Consider the following 21,616-nt stretch of genomic DNA (forward strand, 5'->3'; position numbering starts at 1 on the left):
GCGGTTCAGCTGAGGTGGGACATCACGGTGGCTGTGCGAGGACGAAGGTCCGCAACAGGGCGAATGAGGCGCGTCCGTATGACCGGCGTTTGACCAGTTTGATCCGTGTGACCTGTCCTTCGACAGCGCCTGAGCTCCAGTGCAGGGTGAGGCCGTTGATCACGGCATCCCAGTCGTTTTGCAGGAACGCGGCGAAGCCCTGGACGGGTGGCGGCCCCTGGTCCAGAGCTCGTGCCATCCACTGGGTGAGATCATGGCCTCGGCGTTCGCGGGCGATGGCGCTGAACTCATGGGCCAGGTCGCGGGCGGTGGCCAGGTCCGGGCAGGCATCAAGAATTTGGTTGAGCTGCTCGCGCTGGCTGTCGGTGAGGGACTCGGGCCGGCGCATGATCCAGGTGGTGATGCGCCGAGGGGGGGTATCGGCCGGCGTGGTTCGGGTGCGGCGGTGCCGGCACGTAGGGTCGCGATGTACTCGGTGACCACGACACGGCTGCCGCGGTAGCCGCGTTCGCGGATCTCACGGAAGAGTGCTGCGGCGTTGGTCGCGCCTTCGCGGAAGCGTTGTTGCAGGTAGGGCTTGAAGCGATTCACGTGGCCGTTGGGGCGGCGCTCCCGCGCGGAGGCGAGGATCTGGTCGAGGTCGGTGGTCAGGTAGTGGCGGACGGTCTTGCGGTCCCGGCCCAGGCACCTTGCGATCGCACTGATCGTCCAGCCGCGTTCACGCAGGTGGTGGATGTCGGTGTGCCAATGACGGACACGGGCGAGGAGCTGGTTGTCCGGCGGCTCGTCGGGTTCCGGCGGCCTGATCAGGGCCGCCAAAGCCGCTGAGGACGGCTGCCCTTGGCGCGGTTCTGGATCGTCGACTTCGGCGTCTTTGCGTAGGCAGGCCGGCGGCGCGGTAGGCCAAGGACTCCAGATCGAGGGGGCTGTCCGGGGCACGGGCAACCCTGTCCCCGTAATGGGCGTAACGGTCACCGACGATGAGCTGAGCGGTGCTGACCCCGATGTCGTCACCAACAAGGCCGACATCGACGACGACCTTGACCGCCGCGAGCAGGGCGTCCTGAAGGACGTACCCGTCGATCTCGTCGCGGATCCCCGCCGGCAACTGCTGCCACCACTCGGTCCGGGCCGTTTTCCTCATCCTGCCGAGCCTACCTGCCGCCCGCACAGCCCTCACCGTGGGGCCCCGCGTGGCAGCCGCCAACCCTCGCCGACACGTGGTCAGCCGCCTTCACCGACATGCTCCGTCGTGGCGCACGCCGGATACTCCCAACCCACGAATCGGGTGTCAGGGAGGACCACGCGACTTCGATCTCGGCATGGTGGAGGGTGCGGGTGATGTCCGCCAACGGCATGAAAACCGCTGCCTGAACCTCCTCAACGGCTGTACCTGAAGGCATCGCGACCTTGCCGCACCCACCACCTGAATCGTCGGCGCGGAACGTGTAAGGCCACACGCCCTCTCTCCTCAGCAGGATGATCTCCCTCGGTATGCCGAAGAGAGGTCGCTTCTTCTCTGTCTTGGGTCGTCTCGCCACGGCGCCATCCAACCCGACGGCCCTCAAGATCAAGTACCCAGCGCATCACCGACGTCTACTCTGCGTCCGACAGGCGGATCATGGCGGACCCTCGTCCGGAATGCGTTCGCCCTGACGCCTCCCTCACGGGCACAATCACCCGATGCGCCTCTCCCTGCTGCTGACCGCTGTCGAACGCGGCGACGACATCGCGGTGTTCGACCTCCTGGACGGCGCATCCGCAGCAGATCTCGCCAGTGACGACGCCGTCACCTTGCTGGCCGCCGCTGCGAAGGCCGGCCGCCACGAGGTCGTCGACTGGCTGGTCCTCTACGACGTCGACGCGTCCCGCCCCTGGGACGGCGGCATCGACCCGGTGACGTGGGCCGCCGAACACGGCATGTACGAGGTCCTAAAGGCCCTGCTGTCCCGCAGCCGAGACCCGCTGAGCGCCGACAGCCCGCATCGCCGCGCACTTCGCACGGCCCAGGACGCCATCGGTTCCAAGGCCGACACGGCCGACGCCAGGACCGAACCCCTTCCCGCGCACCGGGCGATCATCACCAACCTGGAGGCCGTACTCGGCATCCACCGCTCGCCGGACCAACTGATGGCCCGCGCCATGTTCCACGCCGACCCCCACCACGACGACTGGTTCGAATCACTCTTCCGCCTGGGATACCGGGCCGACCAGGAGACGTTCGACTGGGCACGCAAGATCGCAGAGGACACCTCCAATCCCCTCAGCCGCAGGCGCTTCGCGCTCGACACGATGAACTTCCTCGGGTTCGGCCTCGACATCGACAAGGACGACGAGCCCCCGTTCACCCGCGAAGCGGCCGAGTTCCTGCGCCCGCTGCTGGACACCGAGCAAGACCCCTACGCCCTCGCCACCGTCATCGCCGCCTTCGTCTCCTACTGCCGGCCCGGGGAGGGCCGGGCCATCCTGGCCCACGCCGACCACCCCGATCCCGAAGTCCGCCGAACCGTCGCCGTGCATCTCTACGCCAACACGGCCGTCGGCACCGCCGAGCACCAGGAAGTCGTCGCGACCCTCCTACGCCTGGCCACGGACCCCGCACCCGAGACCCGGGCGACCGCGCTCTACGAGTTCACCTCGGCCCCCGTCGACACCCCCGAGCTGCGCGCCGTGATGGCGGCACAGCTGGCGGACCCGCACCTCGACGTCAGGATCGAAGCCGCAGCCGGGCTCGCCCTGCGCGGCGACGAACGCGGCATGGCAGTCCTCGACGAGATCCGCTCCGGCATCAAGTACCGCCACAGCCCCGGCGCGGGACGCCTGAGCGACATCCGCTACCTACTGGAAGCCCGCGCTGAAGCAGAGGGGCCAGGTCGCTAGTTTTTGTCCCGGCGGATCACATGACCGCCTCGCGCAGCCCATCGCTACGGTCCTGGGGCGGGGCGATTGCACGAGTGACGAGTGGGCGCAACGCGCGCCGCATCTGCCGAAGCCCGGGCGTCGAGGGGCTGCGATCCGGGCAGGCGGCTGGTCGTGTCAGTTCGGTGTCGGGCTATCCTCTGCCGACTTGATCTATCCCTGGGGGGAATCATGCGTTCCAACACCTTTGCTGTGCCCATAGCCGTCTGTGCCGCCCTGCTTGGGCTCACCGCATGCGGGCAGAGTGGAGCCGACTCCGCCAAGCCCGCTGCGAGCCCGCCTCCAGCGGCTGCCGACCCGTCCGCGGATCTTCTTTCGAGCCAGTCGCCCAGTGGCGCGGTTGCGAACGCGTACTCCGAAACGGGGCAGGCCCGCACGAAGAAGCTGCACGCGAAGATGAGCAACGGCACAAGGACCGCTGTCGTCGACCTCTCCATCGACTACGAAGGCGACTGCGCCGGAACAATCGAGGAACCCGGCATCGGCACGATGGAGGTCTTCGCCAACAGCAAGTTCGCCTACATGAAGAACAGCGAGGCCTTTGTCCGAGGCTCGCTGGCCGGCCGCCCCAAGGCCGAGGTCGACCAGGCCGTCGAGCGGCTGGCCGGGCACTGGGTGAAGGTGGGCATCGGCGAGGCGACGGCGCAGACCGTGGCCATGGGCTGCCGGCTGGGCAGCCCTATGACTTCGTTTGTCGTGGTGCAGCCCGCCGCTCAGAAGGGGCCCGACTCCACTGTCGACGGTCAGGCGGTGGCCACCTACACCTACCCCGCTGCGACCGGAGGCACAGTCACTGACTTCGTGGCCAAGCAGGGCCGCCCCTATCTGCTCAAGCACACCCAGGAGAAGCCGGAGGAGCTCGAGCTGGTCTACTCCGCCTTCGACACCAAGATCAGCCTCGTGCCTCCCACCGATGCGGAGATCATCAACGTCCCCAACGGCAGCTGAACCTGGGCTGTCTCGATTGCCCGCTCTACGGTTCTCTTGGTTTCCCCGAGGGATCAGGCCTCGGCAGACATCGGTACTTCAACCGGACTCCGCTGGTGAGCCGTTCCCCGGCCCGACTTTTGTCCGCGGACAAAAGTCGGGCCAGCCGGAAGGTACTCAGGGAACCCGTGGGCTGCGGACCGGCATCACCCCGAGGACGAGGTTCTCCATAGCCAGGGGCATGCGGCCGAACCGGGCCAGCCAACTCGACACAACGTACAGCTCACCCTGCTCGTCCAGGCCGAGGAACGCATGGCCGTGGCCGAGTTCCCCCAGGGGAAACAGGTGGCGGCCGATCTCCTCACCCCACTCGCCAAAACGGTCGTCCTCACCGAGAGCGAGCAACGGGTCGAGTTCGAAGGCCTCCCTCGCGCGGGTGATCCCGGGGCCACCGCTGCCGACCGTCAGCCCACCGAATTCGCGCAGGAACTCCTCGGCGGCAGGGTGCATGCGGAAGCCGTCCGCTTCCAGCTGCTCCCGCCACGGTGTCGTGTCGTGACTCCTGCCCAGATACCAGCCCGCGGCACGCAACACCCTTTCCACCTCGGCCGGCCAGACGTACGGCTCCTCCGGCGCCGCCTGCCGCTCGCGGACGATGCGTGCGGCGAACGCGGCGGCTTCGGCGGGGTCTGACGTCTCCAGGGCGACCTGTCGTTCATCTCTGGGACGGCCCACGACCGAGTACCGATCGGGTCTGGCGTACATCGCCGGGAGCGGTTCGTGCCCCCAGTCCTCCCAGTGATCCGATATGGACACGCTGATCTGCTCCATCGAGATCCACGGGTACATGGAGCCCAAGAAGGGCTCGCGCCTCGCAGCCTGAAGGAGCGCCCACATGGACGGCCTTGCCTTGGCAGCCTCCTGCGAGGGCGGCGGTCCGTACACCTGCGCGAGCGCCGCCCAAGCTTCGGCAGGACTGCGCTGCGCGCCTTCCGATCCCTCCCCTTGACGATGCGACATCTGCTGGGCCCTCCCCGTCAGTCGTGTGCGTTGCCGCATCTCCCCGCCCGGATGTGGGTGAGAGCGATGTCTTGGACGCGGGCGACCGCTTCGGGAGCGATCTGTGCCAGCACCGGTAGGGCATGGTGCCAGCCCGCACCCTCCAGGGCCTGCCGTACGAAGTGGGCTGCGGCCTGGTCGTCAGCGGCTGCAGGCCGGGAGGAGGTCAGCGCGAGAGCACGGATCGTAGCGGTGAAGGGGTCCGCCTCCGCAAGGCCCTTGGCGGGGGGTACCTGGGCGGGCACCCGGGCCAGGTGGCCCGCAGCGGCAGCGAAGGCCTCCGCACGGGCTTCCGGAGCCGACAGGCGACGGACCAGCCGTGAAGCCTCGACGGCGTCTCCGAGCAGTACTTGGAGCACGACGATTCCGCCCATGGGTAGTCGCTCTGGCGGTTCGAACCGCAGACTCTGCTCCAGCCAGTCCAGCTGACGGGTCACGTCCTTGCCCGCCGCCGCCCCCAGGACGGCGTGCACCAGAACGGTTTCGTGCTTCCAGGCCTGCGGCGGCTCTTCCGCGTAGGCGAGGGCGGCACGGATCGCATCGCGGAGCCGGCCCCGGCAGCTCTCCGCCGTGTGCTCTGCGGCGGGCAGGAGTTCGGCCAGGTCGGCTAGGAGCCTGGCCATTCCACGCGGCCTGTTCCGGGCGGCGAGCAAGCGCTCCCGTTCTTCGTCGATCAGGCGCGCAGCGGCTTCCGGGTCATGGACGGCGACCCCCGCTGCGACCGCGATACGAGCCTGGCGGGCCGCCGCACGCCAGGCGGCCTTCGCCGTGCGCTGCGACGGTTCCGCCCGCTGGATGAGTGCCAGGGCTTCCTCCGCCTGTCCGGCGCAGGCCAGTGCGTGTGCCGCGCAGGCCCAGGCGCTTACGGCATCGAGGGCGGCTCCGGCTGCCCCTGCAGCCTCACGGGCCCGTTCGTACGCGACGTCCGAGCGCCCGGAAGCCCCGTGCGCGAGTGAGACCGCGGCGGTGGCTCGGGCCCGTTGGGCTGGTCCGGCCAGTTCTGCGACGAGCCCCTCGGCCTCCGCGTGCAGCCCTGTCCATACGAGCGCGCCCGCCAGGGCCGGCAACCATGAGGGGACGTGCTGCGCACCAAAGCCGCCTTCTCGCAGCAGGTCCAGTGCCGTATCCAGGCAGTGCTTCGCCTCTTCGTTCCTGTCCGCATCCGCAAGCTGGACGGCCTCTGCGGCGAGAATGTCGGCCTTCCGGCGCCGATCGGATTCCTCCGTCGGCACGCCTTCGTCGACGCCCGGCCGGTCTGCGAGGAGTCGTTCCAGCACCTCGCCCAAGAGCTTCCGCTCTCGTTCGGCAGGGATCCCCGTGTCATCGAGGGCTTGCACGAGCATCTCGAGGGTCTGCGAGACGCCAAGGGCCATGTGCGAGCTGTCTGCCTGCGACACCGCCCCGGGGTCCCGCACATCGGACTCGACGTACTGCCTGCCCCGTTCCGCCAGAGCGGCAGCCTCCTGCGGACGGCTACCTGCCAGGTCCGACGCCGCGCTCGCCAGGATCACGACGTTCGCCAGCGTCGGTGACCGGGCCCAGGTGTCCTGGGCGTGATGGAGGATCCGTTCGTACAGGCGGTCCGCACGCTCAGGCGCGGCGGCCGCCAGGATCGCCCAGATCTGCATCGAGGTGGCCGGCCCCTCGGGGGAGCGCGAGTCCTGCCCGTCCGCCAGGTCCTCTGCTTCCTCCTCCAGGGTGTCGAGGAGTACCGACGCCGCTTGTGGACGGTGGGGTGCCAGGAGACGGACGGCTTCCGTCCACGCCACGTATCTCTCTGTGCTCGCTCCCCTTGTCGAACGGAGCAGGTCCAGCCCCGCGTCCTCTTGCTCCGTCGCGATCAGTGCGGCCGCTGCCCGGGCTACGACTCCCTCCGCATCGCCCTCCTCGCCCGGGAGAGGCAGGGCTTGGCGGCGAGCCGTACGTGCCCATGCCGCGCCCTCCCGCGCGATCTCCCTGGCACTCGGGTGGCCGATGTCCGCCAGCACACGGGCCACATCGGTCAATGCGGCTGCCCTGGTGATGGCATGGGGTGAGGCCAGCGCCAGGGTTCTGGCCCGTGCGGCGTCGCCGAGCCGCGCCGCCGCAGGGGCCACGGAACGGGGCAGGGCGCGGGTGTGCCGGAGCACGAATTCCCTCGATACCGCGGCGCCCGCCAGCACGGTGAGGCTCTGCGGGGTGTCGCCATGCGCGGCCTCCACTGCCAGGTCGAGGTCCGAGAGGGCGATGTCCACGCCGGAGCGCTCCACCAGGCGGAGCTGCCGCAGCGGATCCAGGACGAGTGCCGTAAGCCGCTGGGTATCGGCGCTGCGCCGGGCCAGGCGGGTGTAGCCGGTGAGGAGGTAGTCCGGCGTAGCGGCCGGCCAGCCTCTGTCCCGGTATCCAATGGCCCAGGCGTGCAGCTGCGCTTCGTAGCGGGCCAGCTCAGCTTCGCCGAGAGCCTCGGCCGCGGCCTCGCGGAGCTTGTCGTGGGCGAGTACGTAGGTCGTCCGCCGGGTCAGGTCCCCTTGCCGGTCCGGACGGAGGTGGTCGGTGTCGTCCGGTGCCACATTGCGGCCGACGACGGTGCGGAGCAGCTTGTCCACGTCGTGTGGGCGGACCGCCGCGAGCTCGGCCAGGTCTTTGCCGGCGAGGGCGCCCCTGGCCACTGCGAGCAGGCCCACGAGGTCGCTGCCGACGCCGGGATAGTCCAGCAGGGCTTCCAGGTCCCGCACGGCCATGTCCCGGATGACCCGTGCGGCGGGAGACGGGGCGAGTCGGCGGACGACGCCGGGGCTCCGCAGGGGATGGTCGGGCGGGACGTCGTTGGGGACGGTGGGGTTCGGCCGCCCCGAGACGATGACGCGCAGGCCCGGCAGCGGCTGCCGGGGCAGCAGGGCGGCGATGCTCCGTCCGCGCACGCCCGCGCCGGAGTCCTCGTCCATCCCGTCGACGACGAGCAGCAGGGTACGGCCGCGGCTGACACTGGCCCTCGCCGCCACCTCGTAGAGGTCGAACAGGTGCTCCGGCCGCCGGGGCCCCGCCGGGAGCTTCTTCCCGGCGACGGCGGCGAGCTGTTCGGTCACGTCCCTGACGAACGTCTCCCGGTCGTCGGTGCCGAGCCGCTCGGCGATGAAGAAGCTGACGGCGTCGACCCCGGAGGGCAGGTGCCGCAGCACGAACCAGGCCAGCAGCGCGGACTTCCCAGCCCAGGCGTCGGCCTGCCACCAGGCGTAAGCGGGTTCCTGACCTTGCGGGGCGCCAGCGAAGGCGTACAGCTCGTCCAACTCCGGCTCCCGGCCGGCGAAGTCCCTCGGGAGAACGTTCTGCCTGACCATTGCCGGATGGCCGTGGAGGCGGGCGGGCGACTGCGCGGTGCTGCGGGGGCCGCGGCCGCCCTGCCTGCCCCTGCTGTTCGCCTGCGCGGAGCGGAGGCGGGAGCGCCACCCGTCGGGGCTCGTCGTGCGGTGGGTGGCGGAACGCCGTGAGGCCCGGGCTTCGAGGTCTGGGACGAGCACCTTGAGCACGAAGTCCGTGTACTGCTCGCCCGGTACGGCGGGACGCTTCGTACTCATCCAGCCGCTGATCGTGGAGTCACCCACCTTGACCCCGTGCTTGGCACCGAGCCTCACGAGGGTGTCGAGCTTCAGCTCCCCGCCGCCGCCGGCGGCCTCGTACAACGCGCGCAGCTCCTCTGTGAAGCTCGGCGCGCTCGCCCCCTCATCCAGGGTCCGACCTACCCTTCGCCGCTCGCCGGAGGCTTCTCCGGAAACATCGTCATCCGCCGTCTGAGCAGCCTACTTACGCCGCCGCCGACAGTGCGGACATCGCCGGAAGTACTCCGGACCCGGCATACCTGTGACACCGAAGCCCGCCGGAGAAGACCGGCGGGCGACCTGCCTCAGGGGGAGCCCCGCATGTCCATCCTGCCGTCAGTACTCCACGACGCGGCCGCGCTGACCGCGATCACCGGCCTCGCCTACACCGGCGCCGTGTTCACGGTGGCCGCGGTCTCGGTCGTCGCCCGCAGCCCGGAGCGACGGCGCGACGCCCGCGCCACGCTTACGATCCTCCTGCGGCGTCGCGGCCAGCGGTGACGTTGCACAGGCACGACTGCCGTGGTGAGCTTCTAAAGTTGCCCCGTGGACAAGAACTGGTGGTTCGTGGTTGAGGACCCTCAACAGTACGGCGAAGAACCCTGGGACTTCGACGAACGCGAGCTTGCTTTCATCGAAGCCTTGCAAGCTCGGGCCGCTTCCTGGCGTGTGCCGCCGGCGCACAGCGACGTCGGTCGCCCCGAAGACGATTCGTCGCTGCTGGTCCATGTCTCCCTCCTCGACGAAGAACGCCCCGCTGTGCTGGGTGAATGGGCCGTGCACTTCTACGGCACTCACGTGCGGGCCGGTAGGGTCAGCGACCAGCTCTTCAACATCTACGAGACTTCCGCGTTCGGCCTTTCCCACGCGACCGGTCCTGTGGAGGAGCTCGCCGCACGGTGCGCGGCGTGGTTCGAGACCGTGCTCAGCAGGCCGGTCAGCCGCACGGAATGGCTCCATGAGGGCAGGGTGTACGCGACGTGCTGGAACTTCGCGGACACCTTGGAGGGCCTGGTGCACAGCGTCAACCGCCCTCTCGCTCCCACCTCCCACGCCGGATACGGCGACCCACGTGCCCGCCACGACCGCTGTGTTCTGGTCCGCGGCGCCACGGAACCGCAGAACGGGCCCCACGCTCCGACGTGCCCGTACATACCGGAGCCCGCCACCACCACCGCCATCCCGCCCGTGTCGTTGCAGTCGGCGCCTCAGCCGTCTCGCGCTACACGAAGGCGCTGGCCCTTCGGCCCGCACCGCAGAGGCCAGGTCAAGTGACCCTGGTCCTTCGAACGCCCCGCCGCTACCCTCGGCGGCAGCGCAGTACCCCCGCGCCTGCGGGGATGGACCTCGTTACGAGCAGAGCAGGTCAGGGCCCCGCGCTCGCGGGGATGGATCGTCCCCTCACCCCTTCGTCAGCCCGGTGACCACGTCGTAGCGGATCCGGCCTGCCGGGCCCGCGATGCATGACCCCTGAGAGTCGAAGAGGGCGACGTGGGTCCGCTTGAGCAAGGGGTGATCCGACTGCGGCCAGGTGTCCGGATAGGGCAGTGGGTTGCCACCGGTGAACCAGTGGGCCGGTATGGACACCGAGTTGAGGAGCAGGTCGCGCTCCTGCCTGCGGCGCGCGATGACTCCTTCGGGGGATCGGTCGAGCATTCGGAGGTCGGCCCGGAGGGTGCCCGCCGCGTCGTAAGTCAGCTCGTCCCCGTGTTGGTACAGGCAGACGGCGCTGACCGAAGGATCGCCGAGCCGGGAGACTGCGCGGAGCCCAGGTAGGCCGCCGTGGTCCCCGTCCCCGTGATGGCGACCTGAGGCCAGTTCCTCGATGCCGGTCGCAACGCCCCGTTCGCCGAGGTAGGGGCGGCGGATGCGGCCGATCGCTTCCGATTCCTCGTGTTGCAGGGAGTCCTGCCAGGCCTTCCACGTGCGGTCGAGCAGTGGGCCCCACGCATCGTCCGCCGTCTGCTGCGGGCCGTATACGGCGTCCAGGAGCTCGGAGCTGTCCTTGGGTGTGGAGAGGCGGACCGGCCCGTCCGGGTGGCGCCGGCCCATCAGCTCCCGGCAGGTGGCAGCGAGTACGTACGGGGCGTAGACGAGACCGTCCGCGTTGCCCGGATGCCCCCCGCCGGATCCCGGTTCCACGAGGGGAATGCCTTCGTCCCGCGGGTCGGGGCGGTACAGGACCAGCATCCGGGCAGCCGCGCGCCCGCCGTCGGGCGAGGCCTCGCTACACCAAGCGGGGCGGCCCGGGTCGTTCTCACGATGGCGGTGCTGTCGGCCGCGCCGTTGGATGAGGAGGTCGATCGGAGCGAGGTCCGACACCAGGTAGTCGAAGTCCAGGTCGAGGGACTGCTCGATGACCTGGGTCGCGATCACCAGCAGCCGCCCCGGGCGCTCCGGATTCGGCTTGCCGCCGCGCCGCGCCCCGTCCTCGACCGGGCCGAGCAGCTCCGTCAGGCGCTCCTCCATCGGTTGGCGTTCGCGCGGCATCTTCCTGCCGTGCAGCAGGAGCACCTCCTGCGGGTCCCAGCCGTACTGCGTCGCCTGGGCCCGGGCCGCTTCGTACAGCGCCACGGCAGAGTCCACGCGTGTGCGGACCACGCCGACGCAGCCGCCTCTCCTGGCCTGCTCGAGGAGGCGGGCCGCTAGTGCGCGCGGTCCGGGGTCGGGATCAAGGCTGACCGTCGTGCGCAGCGGTTCCACCTCGTGGGGGCGAGGGCCTCCTCTGCGGATCGCGCCGGCGCCGTCGATGACCGTGATCGGGCCTTGTTCGCCCGCGTCGCTCGGTTCCACGCGCAGCCCGGTGCACCAGGACCGGGTGATCGCCGCCCTCACCGATGCGGGCAGGGTGGCAGACAGGACGACGACGGAAGCGCCCGCGTCCGCGAGCCATTCCACCGCCGCGCCCAGCAACTGCTGCTGGTAGAGCTCGTAAGCGTGTGCCTCGTCGATGATCACGGTCTTGCAGGCAAGTCCGAACATTCGCAGGAACCAGTGGCGTGAGCGCTGGGCCGCGAGAACCAGCTGGTCGACGGTGCCGATGCCGAACGTGGAGACCAGGCCGAGGCAGCGCCTCAGATACCAGGGGTCCAGGACCGCCCTTGCCGGCCTCTGCCCATCGCCGTCGTCCGAACTGAGGATCTCGCGAACGGCGGGGGCCAGGTCGTCGGGGCCTGCGTCCCTGTCGACTTGTGGCGCGCGGACTGCGTCGATGAGCCGGTGGGCAAGGTTTGTTGCGCGGGCGGTGCCGTGGACCAGGGCCAGGTTCACCTCACCCGCGTCCGCGTCCACCGCGTTGGGCAGGAAGCGCTCGACCTCCAGGGCGACCTGGTTGGTGGCAGCCCGGGTGGGCATGGCCAGATAGCTGCCCTGATAGCCGGAGCGGACGGCAAGGTGGTGTGCGCACCACAAGGCAAGCCGCGTCTTGCCCGATCCGGTGTCGGATTCCACGATGATCAAGGCCTGGCCCTGAGCCGGCATGAGGTTCATCGCATCCGCCTGGAATCGGCGCGGTCGCGTGCCCGGCCACAGCTGCCCCCAGTTGGCGTCCTTGGGGCGCCAGCGGTCAAGGCGCAGCGCCGTGATCGCCTTCGCCGCGTGGTGGCATGAGTTCTGCCATAGGGTCGGGGTGTCGTCAGTGGGCTCGGCATACGGGAAGCGGTCCGTGTCCGAGGCGATCCAGTCGCTGAGCACCACCAGGCCGGTGAACAGCACCAGGGTGGCCGGCCGGGACGGCCGTACCAGTTCGGGCAGGCGCCCGAGGTCGATCCGGAGGGGTCCCGCGGCAGCCTCGACCAGGGCGGTGCGCACTGCGTCCCAGTCGGCTCCACCCGCGGCGCCGAACGCCCTTCCGACGGTGTCGGCGTCGGGGATGTGCCCGTGGTGGCCACCGAGGCAGTAGGCGGCGGTGTACAGCCCCTCGTGCTCCGGTGCGGTGCATTGCTCGCCGTCCAGGAACTCGGGGCACTCGCAGCCGATCAGACGCGGCAGTACCGCGGCGGTGATGTGCTCATGGCGGGCCGCCGCAAGTCCCTCCCACGCCTCGGGAAGGGGGAGCCCGGCCGCACGGGCTTGCTCCTCCCACTTCTCGCGTTCCCGGCGCATACGGACCGTCGCGGACCGTCCGCTCCCGAACTGGCCGAGGAATGCGGGCGCTGCCTTGCCCAGGTCGTGCAGGGCAACGAGGTAGGCGACGACCGACCGGGCCACCGTTTCGCTACCGCCGCCGAAGGCATCGGCGAAGCGCTCGCGCACGGGGGCGGGGAGATAGCGGTCCCACAATTCGAGGGCTACGGCAGCCGTGTCCAGCAGGTGTGCGAGCAGCGGATTCCATGACGGCCCACCAGCCTGCGCCGATACCCCCTCACGGTCGGTCTTTCCCCAACACCAGTTGCAGGTTTGGTAGTTGGCATTCCCAGAACCTGCCATAGCGCCCTCTTCCGCGTGCTAGCGTCCTGCCTCATTCCAGCAAGGAACCGTTACGAGCAGAGAGCAATCGATGCACCTTGGCTGAATTAGGCACCCTGCCCCGCGAGGCGGTCCGCCCTCATTGGGACCCCCGAAGGGAAGCATGCATCCCGGCACTGACACTGGGCGGGGAAACCGTCTACCCGTCCCTCGTGGACTTGCTCGAACAGGCGGACGAGCTGCGCTCCGTCAGCGGATCCACCCCGGGCGAGACGGTCGCGCTCATCGAGTATCTGCTGGCCATCTGCTACGCGTCGGAAACCTATCCGGCCACCGCACGCGAATGGCGCACATGGGTTCTCGAGAAGCAGCCGCTCACCAAGGCCGCCGATTGGCTGGCCGGGCAGCCGGACAACGACTGGGACCTCTTCCACCCCACCGAACCGCTCGGCCAGAATTCGCTCCTCTCGCCCTATCTGGACGCGCACGGGGCAGGCCCCGCCCAGCTGGTCATCGAGCATGTGGGTGACTACTGCCAGCTCTTCGACCACCACCACCTCGAGCACCCGGCTCCGCTACCCGCCGACGCAGCGTTTCGGGCCATGCTCACTCAGCACGTGTACGGGCCCGGCGGACGCGCCCGCATTTCCGGCAAGGAAACCCTCGGCCCCACGATCACCAACCTGGCCGTCGGACGCCTCGGCGGCCGGATCCGGGTCGTGGCCCTCGGATCGACCCTCGGTGAGACCCTGCGGCTCAACCTGACGCCGTCCGCCGACCTCCCCGGGGTCTTCAACCGCTCGTGGACCGCCGGAAAGCAGGAGCGCCGGGGCTTCCGGACCAAGCCGGCCGGCCGGTCCGTGAGCGGCCCGGCCGATCTGCACAGCTATCTCGGCCGTTCCATCCTGATGCGCCCGACCACCACACCCGACGGCTCTCCCGCCGTCGACCGGGTCCTCATCGGCGCCGGGGAACTCCTCACCCTCCAGCCGGCACTCCACCTCCAGGACGCCGTGTACAGCACCACCGCAGGTGGGGTGGAGAAACCGCTGTGGGCTTCCGCCACCCGCGCCCTGTGGCGCGACGCCCACGCCCTCTATGCCGCTGTCGCCAAGCGCGAGCAGGGCATGGACCTCTACGGGCGCCTGGCCATGCTCCCCAGTCAGTCCACCCACCACGCCCGCGAGATAAGCCTCTGGGCGGTCGGCCTCGTCGCCAAGCAGACGACAGCCGTCACCTGGGTGGCCGGCAACTTCCCCTTCATGCCCGGCCGACAGCACCAGTTGTTCCACGCCTCCAAACGCGGCTCGGACATCGCCGAGTACGTCGCCTCCTCCCTCGGCAAGGCCGCCTACACGGCCTGGACTGTCGCCTATCCGAGCCCGAAGCCCGCGGACAAGGCCGGCCAGATCGCCCGCTTCGATGCACGCGGCGAGCATTGGGCCGCGACGGCTGAGCCGTTCGACGTCCTGCTGGAGGAGACAGCCCTCGGGGCACCCCTGCACGACGTGCTCCTCGACTACGCGCACACGCTCGCCGACGCGGCACCGAGGTTTCTCAGAAGCCGCCTCGACTCGCTGCCCAGGAACTCCCGCGGCTTCAAAGCCCGGGCCGAGGCGCTGCGGCGACTCGACGACGAGCTGAAGGGCCCCAAGGCCCCGGACGAACTTCGAGGGGACAGCGCATGAGCACCGAGACCGCGCACGAGGACGTGAACGGGGCTTCCACACCTGGCACTCCACAGAACGAGGACCTGCCACCCGAGCGGGCGGAGAGGACGTCGAGCGAGCAACTCACGGCCTGGCTCACCTCTCTGGTCCGCAACCGGGAGTACGGACAACTCGCGGATCTACGCCGACCCCGCGTACGCACCAACGCCCACATCCGGGCAGGCTGGTTCGACCCGGACCAGCGTGAGGTGTTCGAGCAGGTGGCCTTCCTGTTCGCCCTCTACCACCGGGGGGCGTCGAGGCCCTCGTACGGCTTCGGCAGTCTCGGTACCGCGTCTCGAAGGATCGGCAACGGCCTCGGCCGGGGCCCGGGCGACCCCGGGGCAGCCCGTCTGATCGACCGGATCGTCGCCAGTCGCCGCGTTCCCTGGCGCCACCTCCAGCACGCGGTCACCCGGCTCCGGTCCTGTGAGAAGGCGCCTCCCTCTTGGGCGCGGCTCGCCGACGACCTCAGCCAGTGGAACGACCGCAAGGCCCGGGTCGCCGACACCTGGGCCGTGGACTTCCACGCTCCGCCAACCCGCTCCGCAAGCACCGGGACGAGCGACAAGACCGCCGAAACGATCAAGAAGGGCACCACCAAGTGACCAGCAATGCCTCCTCCAGCGGTAGCCCGTTCCTCTCGCTCCACCTGCTGGAGACCCTCGTCGCCGTGCTGCCTGTGCGGGACGAGAACGGCTCGCCCAAATCGATCGTGTACGGCGGCGCCGAGCGGCACATGATCACCAGCCAGGCCCGTCGCCGAGCCGAGCGCGTCCACGCCCGCGAGCGCGCCAACGCGGGCATCGGTGCCCTGTCCGGGCGGACCATGAGCCTGCGGACCCGCGAGTGGGCGCTGATCACCGCCCGTGCGCTGGCCTCCGAGCACGGCTGGGACAAGGACGAGGCCGTCGTGGCGGCCCGCGCGGTCATCGAGGCCACGGGCCTGAAGTTCGGCGACCCGGCCAAGAAGACCGTCGCGAATCTGACCAAGGTACTGCTCTTCGCGCCCGCCGACGCGGGCTCCCGGATCGCCGCCCACATCGAGGCACGCGGTGAGGAACTCCGCGTCTGGACGGCTGACTACGTTGCTGCGCAGGCAGCCGCGGCCAAGCCCAAGAAGGGTGCGCGCAAGACGGCGGAGCCTGCGGAGGTCGACGAGGACACCGAGGAAGCGGCCGGCACCGATACGAAGGCCCTGCCCGCGCTGCCGAAGGAGACCCGCGCCGCGGTCCTGACCGCCCTCGCACCGCGCGACGCCATCGACATCGCCCTCTACGGACGCTTCCTCGCGGAGATCGCGGACTCCCCCAACGTGGACGGCGCCGTCCAGAGCAGCCACGCCTTCACCGTGCACGAGGCCGAGCAGGTCGACGATTTCTATGCCGCCGCGGACGACGCCAAGCTCGACCGCAAGAAGAACGCCCTCGACTTCCTGGACGCGGCCGACGACGCCGGAGCCGGCATGACCGGCTACCAGTCCCTGATCACCGGCACCTTCTACCGGCATGCCGTACTCGACCGGCGCAAGCTGCGGAAGAACCTCCAGGCCGCCGGGATGACCGCAGAGGAGGCCCAGGACGCGTCCGTCGCAGCCGAGGCGGAGTTCGTCAACGCCTTCGTGGACGCCTTCCCCGAGGCGAAGAAGAACTCGACCGCGTCCACCGGATCGCTGCCCGCCTTGGTCCTCGCCTTCGAGGGCGAGCGTCCGTACAACTACGCGGCAGCCTTCCAGCAGCCCATCGACGAGTCCCCGGTCCGCAAGGACGGAATGGGAGAGGACAAGGGAGGCGACGGCCCTGCCGGCCCGGCAGCCGTGAAGCGGCTGCTGACCCACCACGTCTTCGTCAGCGGCAGGCGCGACGACATCAAGACCGGTCGCGTGCTCACGTACGACCCGCAGATCGACGGCCTCCTGGGAGAGCTGGGAGACCTGGGTGCGACCAAGGTGTCGTCCATCAAGGAGCTGACGGCGTGACGCACGTCCTGCTCGTACGGCTCGCCGCCCCCTTGCAGTCCTGGGGGGCGGTGTCGCGCTTCTCGCGCCGCGACACCCACACCCGGCCCACGAAATCTGCCGTCATCGGCCTCTGCGCCGCCGCCCTCGGCAGGGACCGCACCGACCCGGTGGACGATCTCGCAGGGCTCCTCTTCGGGGTCCGCGCAGACCATCCGGGCACCCCGGTACGGGACTACCACTCGGTCGGAGCCGGCCGGTACCCCCTGCGTCCGCGCGACATCATCACCGACCACCGGCGCGCCGCTGCCGTCTCCGCGAGCCTGGACTCGGCCACCGGTGACAGCTTCGGCCACCACGAGCTGGCTGGCTGGTACGGGGCCCCCAAGAAGATCGCCGCAGATCCCGTGTCCGGGGCTCTCGTCTCCGGTGAGCTCCACCGTTCGGCACTGATCACCGAGCGCTGGTATCTGTCGGACGCCGCGTTTCTGGTCGGGCTCCAACACGAGGACCGGGGGTGGCTGGAGGAGATCGCTCACGCCCTGGAGCACCCCCAACAGCTGCTGTGGCTGGGCCGCAAGTCCTGCCCGCCCTCCGGCACTCTGGCCGCCGGCATTCTGCCCGGCACTCTCACCGAGGCCTTCGCCGCCAAGCAGCTGCTGCCCGTCCCGGAGCAGGAGACGTCACCGCAGCGCAGGCCCTGGGCCTGGATCCAGGCCCCCGCGGGGGCGCCCGGCGCCTCCGCTGTCAATGACCAGCCCGTCAGCTTCGACCCTGCTCGCCGGGCACACACCACCCGGTGGGAAACCCGTACGCGCGTCACCATCGCCCCGACCGCCAGCGACTGGGACATCATCCTGTGAAGACCACACGCACCACGACGGCCCGCTTCATCGCCACGCACTCCGTGCTGACCCTGAACGCCCGCCACCCCTTCGTCGCGAAGTCCCTCGTGGACGCCCAGGACATGCACCGCACGGTGATGAGCGGATTCCGCGGCTGGGTCGAGGACGGCGATCCCACCGCCCGTTCCCAGATGGGCATCCTCTCGACGTGGTCGGTGGACCTCAAGGCTGCAGCTCTCGTCCTGGTCGTCCAGTCTCGGGTCCCGGGCGACTGGAGCCGGATCCCGCAGGACGCGCTCACCGGCAAGCCGCACACCATCACCGTCGACCGAGCGCTCACAGCAGGCGACGTCCTCGGCTTCCGCACAGTGGTCAACCCGACCCGCAGCAAGCCGACGGGCAGGCCCGTCTCCGAGAAGGTCCGCGGCACCCGGGTACCGCACAGCAATCCCGAGCACGTCAAGAACTGGTTCGTCCGACGTCTCCAGGCGGAGGGCGAACCCGCTACGGGCGAGGGCGGCCTGTCCAGGATCGGCGCCACCGCAGACCCGGCCGGCCTGGGGATCCGCATGCTGCCGACCGTCTCCAGCCCCGCACCCCACAAGGGCCTGCGCATCGCCCGCGCCGAGATCCGCGGCTCCTTGACGGTCACGGACCCCGAGGTCCTGGTGGAGTCCCTCTCCAACGGCATCGGCCACGCCCGCGCCTACAGCTGCGGCCTCATCCTCACCCGATGAGAAGCCGACTCGAGCGCCCCGACTTTTGTCCGCGGACAAAAGTCGGGCGCCACACCTGCACTCGCGGAGGTCTCGCGAACAGGGTGAGCGCGCCGGCGAAGGACACCTGGCAGCAGGCGCAGGCAGCGACGGTGGCTCTTTGGCAGCGGGCGCATGACCGCTGCCGCCGGACGTGATTCGTAGAAGGTCCCATCGCGGGTCATCACGAAGAAGACGTCGGCCCGGCGCCGGCCGAGGCAGAGCAAGGCCTGGCTGCTTGTTGGGCGCCCGCGACTCCCCCGACTTTTGTCCGCGGACAAAAGTCGGGACCCTCCAGCAGGTCTCAACACAGGATCCGGCTGTGGCTCAGATCGTGATCAGCCCGTTCCCGGAGCGTCGGACCGCCTGGCCGACTCGGCAGCGACGTGACGCAGCAGCACCGTTGGCGATGGCATGACGGCGTGCCACGTGTTGCCGCTCTCGTCCGCCACCGGGGCCCAGGCTGTCACCACCGGGAGTTCGCAGTGGTCGCCGGCCTCCAGCGGAGGCAGCCTCCAGGACATGCCGTGGCTGTGGCCGAAGTCCACGCCCCATGTGCTGAACGAGCGGTCGTACACCTCGTCGATCAGCGCCGCCCACCGCCGGGGTACCTCGCCCGCGTGGACCGCCCCACAGATCGCCTCCTCGTCGTTGCCGCCGACGGTGAGCCGCGTCTTCTCGTCCTCCACTGTGATGGCAGCCAGCGCCTGCCCCCCGTCCCAGCCGGCGTCGGCGTTCTCCGGAAGCCGAACCGGCAGCCCCGCCGAGAACGTCACTCGCCCGAGCGGCGCAAGGACGTCGATCCGCCAGACTGCCGCGCGGCAGCCGGTCAGCGGCCCCCAGACCTCGGGGTCGAGTTCGGGATCGTAGGGGGTCAGCAGCAACTCGACGCAGGCCGCGGGCCGGACCCAGCGGGCTACAGTGCGGCCGCCCGGTAGCCCGAAAAGCTCATCGGGCAGCGGCGGAAGACGAGTGTTCCCAAGGGCCGTGGCAAAGGTCAGCGGGCCGAACGGCGTGTCGATAGTCGGCCGGTCGGGGGACAGCAGGCGGATGCGCGGGACGGTGGGGAGCAGCACCGCCCCACCGTACTGGGACCTGTCCCACCATGGTTGTCGCATCAGAGCACCCCGGCGCGAGGCCGCTGTCTCCGCTGCATGCGTCCATCGCAAGGCGGAGTGAAGGGAGCCGAGGCACCGATAGGCGGCCACTCCGGCCGGTGCACCAGTGCCCTGCTCCAGCCGCACTCCCCGACTTGAGAGCCCCGACTTTTGTCCGCGGACAAAAGTCGGGCTGACCGCACCTGCCCATGCGGATCCGTTTATGCCGGATTCAGCAGTCGTAGCGGTGGGCGTAGGGGGTGTCCGGGCAGATGCGGCAGACGAAGAAGTACGTGCCGCCGAGGTCGCCTAGGTCCATGTCGTGTCCGAACGCGTCGAAGGCGGAGGGATCGGCCTCGGCTCGCCAGGACTGGGGCGAGGCCACATCCTGACCGGGGTCCCGGTCGTCCAAGGGAAGCCAACGGCCCATTCAGGGTTCGGTCGCGGTGACGCTGAGCAGGTGTTCCATGCGGGTGCCGCAGGCCGTGCAGTCGGGCCAGTTCGGCGGCTGGGTCCACCCCGGGTAGCCTCCGACCTTGCTCTGTTGCGTGGTGGCCACGTCGAAGTAGCTGAAGCCGTGCTCCTCCTGCAGGGCCTCGAAGCGCTCGCCGAGCAGCTCGCCCAGGCCTTCCGGAAGGTCCCAGTTCGGGTATTCCACAGCTGGGGTGGGAGACACCGTGCACGGGCGGGGCAGGTACTCCTCCTCCGCGGTGTGCGGGCGGGGTGGTTGCCCGTCGGCGGCCGTCAGCGCGGTGTTGCTCCAGTGGAGCCGAGGGTTGGCCGCGTACTGGTCGTCCTCGTGCACGAGCGGGCACCACAGGATCTGCAACAGGTCGGTACCGGCGGGGAAGACGAGACCGGGCACGTCCCGTCCGTACAACTGGACGACCGGGACCATCGCGACCGGCTCGGGCCCGACGGGCGCGGCGAGCGGCTTGTAGTGGTCCGGTTCGGCGCACATCGGCCAGGGCTCACCGGCCGGCCACAGTAGGGGCCCGCCGATGGAGTTGTCGCCCGGACCCGGCTGACCAACACGCGGGTAGAGCAGATTGACATCCTCCCCGCCCTAAAGGACGGGGATTCCTAGCTCACTTCGGCTGACCCCTAGCAGGGGGCAGCGCTTACAAGATCAGCACTAGCCGGGTTGAGACCAGCCCGGACGAGCATCACACGGGCGGAGTTCTTGTCTCTCGGGGAGACGACTCCGCACGCGGTGCACGTATACGTTCGTTCGGAAAGAGGGAGTGCGTGCTTGGTTCTCGCTCCGCACTGCGCACAGTCCATGGTGGTGTGCGCGGGGTGGACCAGGTGGACGGTACGGCCGTGCTTGCGGGCCATCTCGGTCAGGGCCGTCTTTGTCGCGCCGATCGCGGCGTCAGCGGCCTTGCGGGCCATGGTGGTCTTCGCGAGGAACTTCGGCTTGAAGTCCTCGACCGCGAGGTGGTCGAAGTCCCGCACGACGCTCTTGGCCCACTTTCGGCCGGTGTCCTGCCGCTGCCGGGCAATCTTCTTCGACACCTGCGCGGCGGCCTTGCGGGCCTTGCGGTATCCGGCGGTGTCGGGCCGGTTCTTCGGAGTACGGCGTCGGGCCATCTGTCGCTGGTACCGGGCGAGCTTGTGCGCGGCCGTCTTTCCGTGCTGGGCGTGCTGGAGGTCGTGGACATCGGAGGTGGTGGTAGCGGTTTCCTTGACGCCCCAGTCGATGCCTATGGCGTGGCCGGTAGCAGGAAGGGTCTCGCTGGCGCTGACGACCACGAAGGACGCGTACCAGTGCCCGAGGCTGTCCCGGTACACCCGCACCGACGACGGCGCAGAAAACAGGTCACGCGACCACACCACCGTCACAACGATCCCGCCCGCCAGGTGCAGGCGGCCATCCTTGATCCGGAAGCCGCGCTGCGTGTAGTTCAGCGACGGCGCGGCCTCCCGCTTCCTCTTGATGCGTGGCATCCCAGCCCGCTGCCGCACCGGCAGCTTCGCCTTGATGTCCTTGAGTGCCTTCGCCCGCGACTTCGCGAAGTCCCTGATGATCTGCTGCTGAGGCACCGACGCACCCTCACGCAGCCAGGCCATCGCCTGCCGGGCCTCGGTCAGCATCTTGTCGAGCTGCGCCGGACCACACGTGATCTTCTGCTCGGCGGTCTTGTTCAAGCCGTGGACCTTGCGGGACATCGCCACGCACTCGTTCCACAGCCAACGACACCGCGCCCACTCGGCATCGAGCTGGGCCAGGGCGGTGGACGACACGCGCAGCCGGTACCTGTACCGGGCATGCCCGGACACGCCGCCGGCCAGCGCTGCTGTCGTCATGATCCGCAACCTAACAGCCCCCACTGACAACGAAAGAGAGTGCAGGTCAGAACTGG

At 69.7% G+C, this 21,616-nt stretch carries 16 protein-coding genes and 1 pseudogene; 9 read left to right on the forward strand and 8 right to left on the reverse strand.

All coding sequences use genetic code 11. From position 1 onward, the window contains the following. Positions 1–22: 22 nt before the first annotated feature. A pseudogene (locus ACZ7GJ_RS25430) lies at positions 23–448 on the reverse strand (ISL3 family transposase); the annotation flags it as partial. Positions 449–1,683: 1,235 nt separating this feature from the next. Between ACZ7GJ_RS25430 and ACZ7GJ_RS25435 the strand changes: the two are divergent. Together ACZ7GJ_RS25435 and ACZ7GJ_RS25440 are read left to right on the forward strand one after the other, a co-directional pair. Beyond that, the gene (locus ACZ7GJ_RS25435; RefSeq protein ID WP_470754979.1) at positions 1,684–2,880 is read left to right on the forward strand and encodes an ankyrin repeat domain-containing protein; all 1,197 of its coding nucleotides are present in this window, start codon (positions 1,684–1,686) and stop codon (positions 2,878–2,880) included. A 435-nt stretch (positions 2,881–3,315) separates the two neighbouring features. Continuing rightward, a complete protein-coding gene (locus ACZ7GJ_RS25440; RefSeq protein WP_470754981.1) occupies positions 3,316–3,867 on the forward strand; it encodes a hypothetical protein in 552 nt (183 codons plus the stop codon). Between the two features lie 156 nt (positions 3,868–4,023). On the opposite strand, the gene ACZ7GJ_RS25445 is transcribed toward ACZ7GJ_RS25440, so the two are convergent. Both ACZ7GJ_RS25445 and ACZ7GJ_RS25450 read right to left on the reverse strand, forming a co-directional pair. Further along, entirely contained in the window at positions 4,024–4,905 is an 882-nt protein-coding gene (locus ACZ7GJ_RS25445) for an SUKH-3 domain-containing protein (RefSeq protein WP_470754982.1), read from the reverse strand. Next, positions 4,884–8,564, reverse strand: a complete 3,681-nt coding sequence (locus ACZ7GJ_RS25450; protein WP_470754983.1) for a hypothetical protein — start codon at positions 8,562–8,564, stop codon at positions 4,884–4,886. Before ACZ7GJ_RS25450 ends, ACZ7GJ_RS25445 begins: the two co-directional genes overlap by 22 nt. Before the next feature lie 237 nt (positions 8,565–8,801). Between ACZ7GJ_RS25450 and ACZ7GJ_RS25455 the strand changes: the two genes are divergently transcribed. Both ACZ7GJ_RS25455 and ACZ7GJ_RS25460 read left to right on the forward strand, forming a co-directional pair. Further along, the gene (locus ACZ7GJ_RS25455) at positions 8,802–8,981 is read left to right on the forward strand and encodes a hypothetical protein (protein ID WP_470754984.1); all 180 of its coding nucleotides are present in this window, start codon (positions 8,802–8,804) and stop codon (positions 8,979–8,981) included. Between the two features lie 45 nt (positions 8,982–9,026). Beyond that, the gene (locus tag ACZ7GJ_RS25460; protein ID WP_470754985.1) at positions 9,027–9,755 is read left to right on the forward strand and encodes a hypothetical protein; all 729 of its coding nucleotides are present in this window, start codon (positions 9,027–9,029) and stop codon (positions 9,753–9,755) included. A gap of 126 nt (positions 9,756–9,881) precedes the next feature. Here the strand turns inward: ACZ7GJ_RS25460 and cas3 are convergent, their stop codons facing one another. Continuing rightward, on the reverse strand, positions 9,882–12,908 hold the full coding sequence (cas3, locus tag ACZ7GJ_RS25465) for a CRISPR-associated helicase Cas3' (RefSeq protein ID WP_470754987.1): 3,027 nt from the start codon (positions 12,906–12,908) through the stop codon (positions 9,882–9,884). Positions 12,909–12,985: 77 nt separating this feature from the next. Between cas3 and ACZ7GJ_RS25470 the strand changes: the two genes are divergently transcribed. From ACZ7GJ_RS25470 to ACZ7GJ_RS25490, 5 genes are read left to right on the forward strand one after another with little or no spacing between them, the layout of a single operon-like run. Continuing rightward, positions 12,986–14,575: a type I-E CRISPR-associated protein Cse1/CasA gene (locus ACZ7GJ_RS25470; RefSeq protein ID WP_470754989.1), complete on the forward strand. Its 1,590-nt coding sequence runs from the start codon at positions 12,986–12,988 to the stop codon at positions 14,573–14,575. Then, positions 14,572–15,204, forward strand: coding sequence for a type I-E CRISPR-associated protein Cse2/CasB (gene casB, locus ACZ7GJ_RS25475; protein ID WP_470754990.1), 633 nt, complete (start codon positions 14,572–14,574; stop codon positions 15,202–15,204). Before ACZ7GJ_RS25470 ends, casB begins: the two co-directional genes overlap by 4 nt. Then, positions 15,201–16,574: a type I-E CRISPR-associated protein Cas7/Cse4/CasC gene (locus tag ACZ7GJ_RS25480; RefSeq protein WP_470754991.1), complete on the forward strand. Its 1,374-nt coding sequence runs from the start codon at positions 15,201–15,203 to the stop codon at positions 16,572–16,574. Before casB ends, ACZ7GJ_RS25480 begins: the two co-directional genes overlap by 4 nt. Further along, positions 16,571–17,416 carry a type I-E CRISPR-associated protein Cas5/CasD gene (gene cas5e, locus ACZ7GJ_RS25485; protein WP_470754993.1) on the forward strand — a complete coding sequence of 282 codons (846 nt, stop codon included), beginning with the start codon at positions 16,571–16,573 and terminating at the stop codon, positions 17,414–17,416. Before ACZ7GJ_RS25480 ends, cas5e begins: the two co-directional genes overlap by 4 nt. After that, the gene (locus ACZ7GJ_RS25490; RefSeq protein WP_470754994.1) at positions 17,413–18,135 is read left to right on the forward strand and encodes a type I-E CRISPR-associated protein Cas6/Cse3/CasE; all 723 of its coding nucleotides are present in this window, start codon (positions 17,413–17,415) and stop codon (positions 18,133–18,135) included. The genes cas5e and ACZ7GJ_RS25490 overlap by 4 nt, the downstream gene beginning before the upstream one ends. A gap of 356 nt (positions 18,136–18,491) precedes the next feature. Here the strand turns inward: ACZ7GJ_RS25490 and ACZ7GJ_RS25495 are convergent, their stop codons facing one another. The 4 genes from ACZ7GJ_RS25495 to ACZ7GJ_RS25510 all read right to left on the reverse strand — a co-directional run bounded on the left by ACZ7GJ_RS25495 (position 18,492) and on the right by ACZ7GJ_RS25510 (position 21,560). Then, positions 18,492–19,229, reverse strand: coding sequence for a hypothetical protein (locus tag ACZ7GJ_RS25495; protein WP_470755000.1), 738 nt, complete (start codon positions 19,227–19,229; stop codon positions 18,492–18,494). A gap of 253 nt (positions 19,230–19,482) precedes the next feature. Then, positions 19,483–19,635 (reverse strand): hypothetical protein, encoded by a 153-nt coding sequence (locus tag ACZ7GJ_RS25500; RefSeq protein ID WP_470755001.1) that lies wholly within the window; start codon positions 19,633–19,635, stop codon positions 19,483–19,485. A 45-nt stretch (positions 19,636–19,680) separates the two neighbouring features. Beyond that, positions 19,681–20,211 carry a hypothetical protein gene (locus tag ACZ7GJ_RS25505; RefSeq protein ID WP_470755003.1) on the reverse strand — a complete coding sequence of 177 codons (531 nt, stop codon included), beginning with the start codon at positions 20,209–20,211 and terminating at the stop codon, positions 19,681–19,683. A 143-nt stretch (positions 20,212–20,354) separates the two neighbouring features. Then, on the reverse strand, positions 20,355–21,560 hold the full coding sequence (locus tag ACZ7GJ_RS25510) for an RNA-guided endonuclease InsQ/TnpB family protein (protein ID WP_470755004.1): 1,206 nt from the start codon (positions 21,558–21,560) through the stop codon (positions 20,355–20,357). Positions 21,561–21,616: the final 56 nt, after the last annotated feature.

The sequence above is a fragment of the Streptomyces sp. NPDC037242 genome (assembly GCF_055604165.1).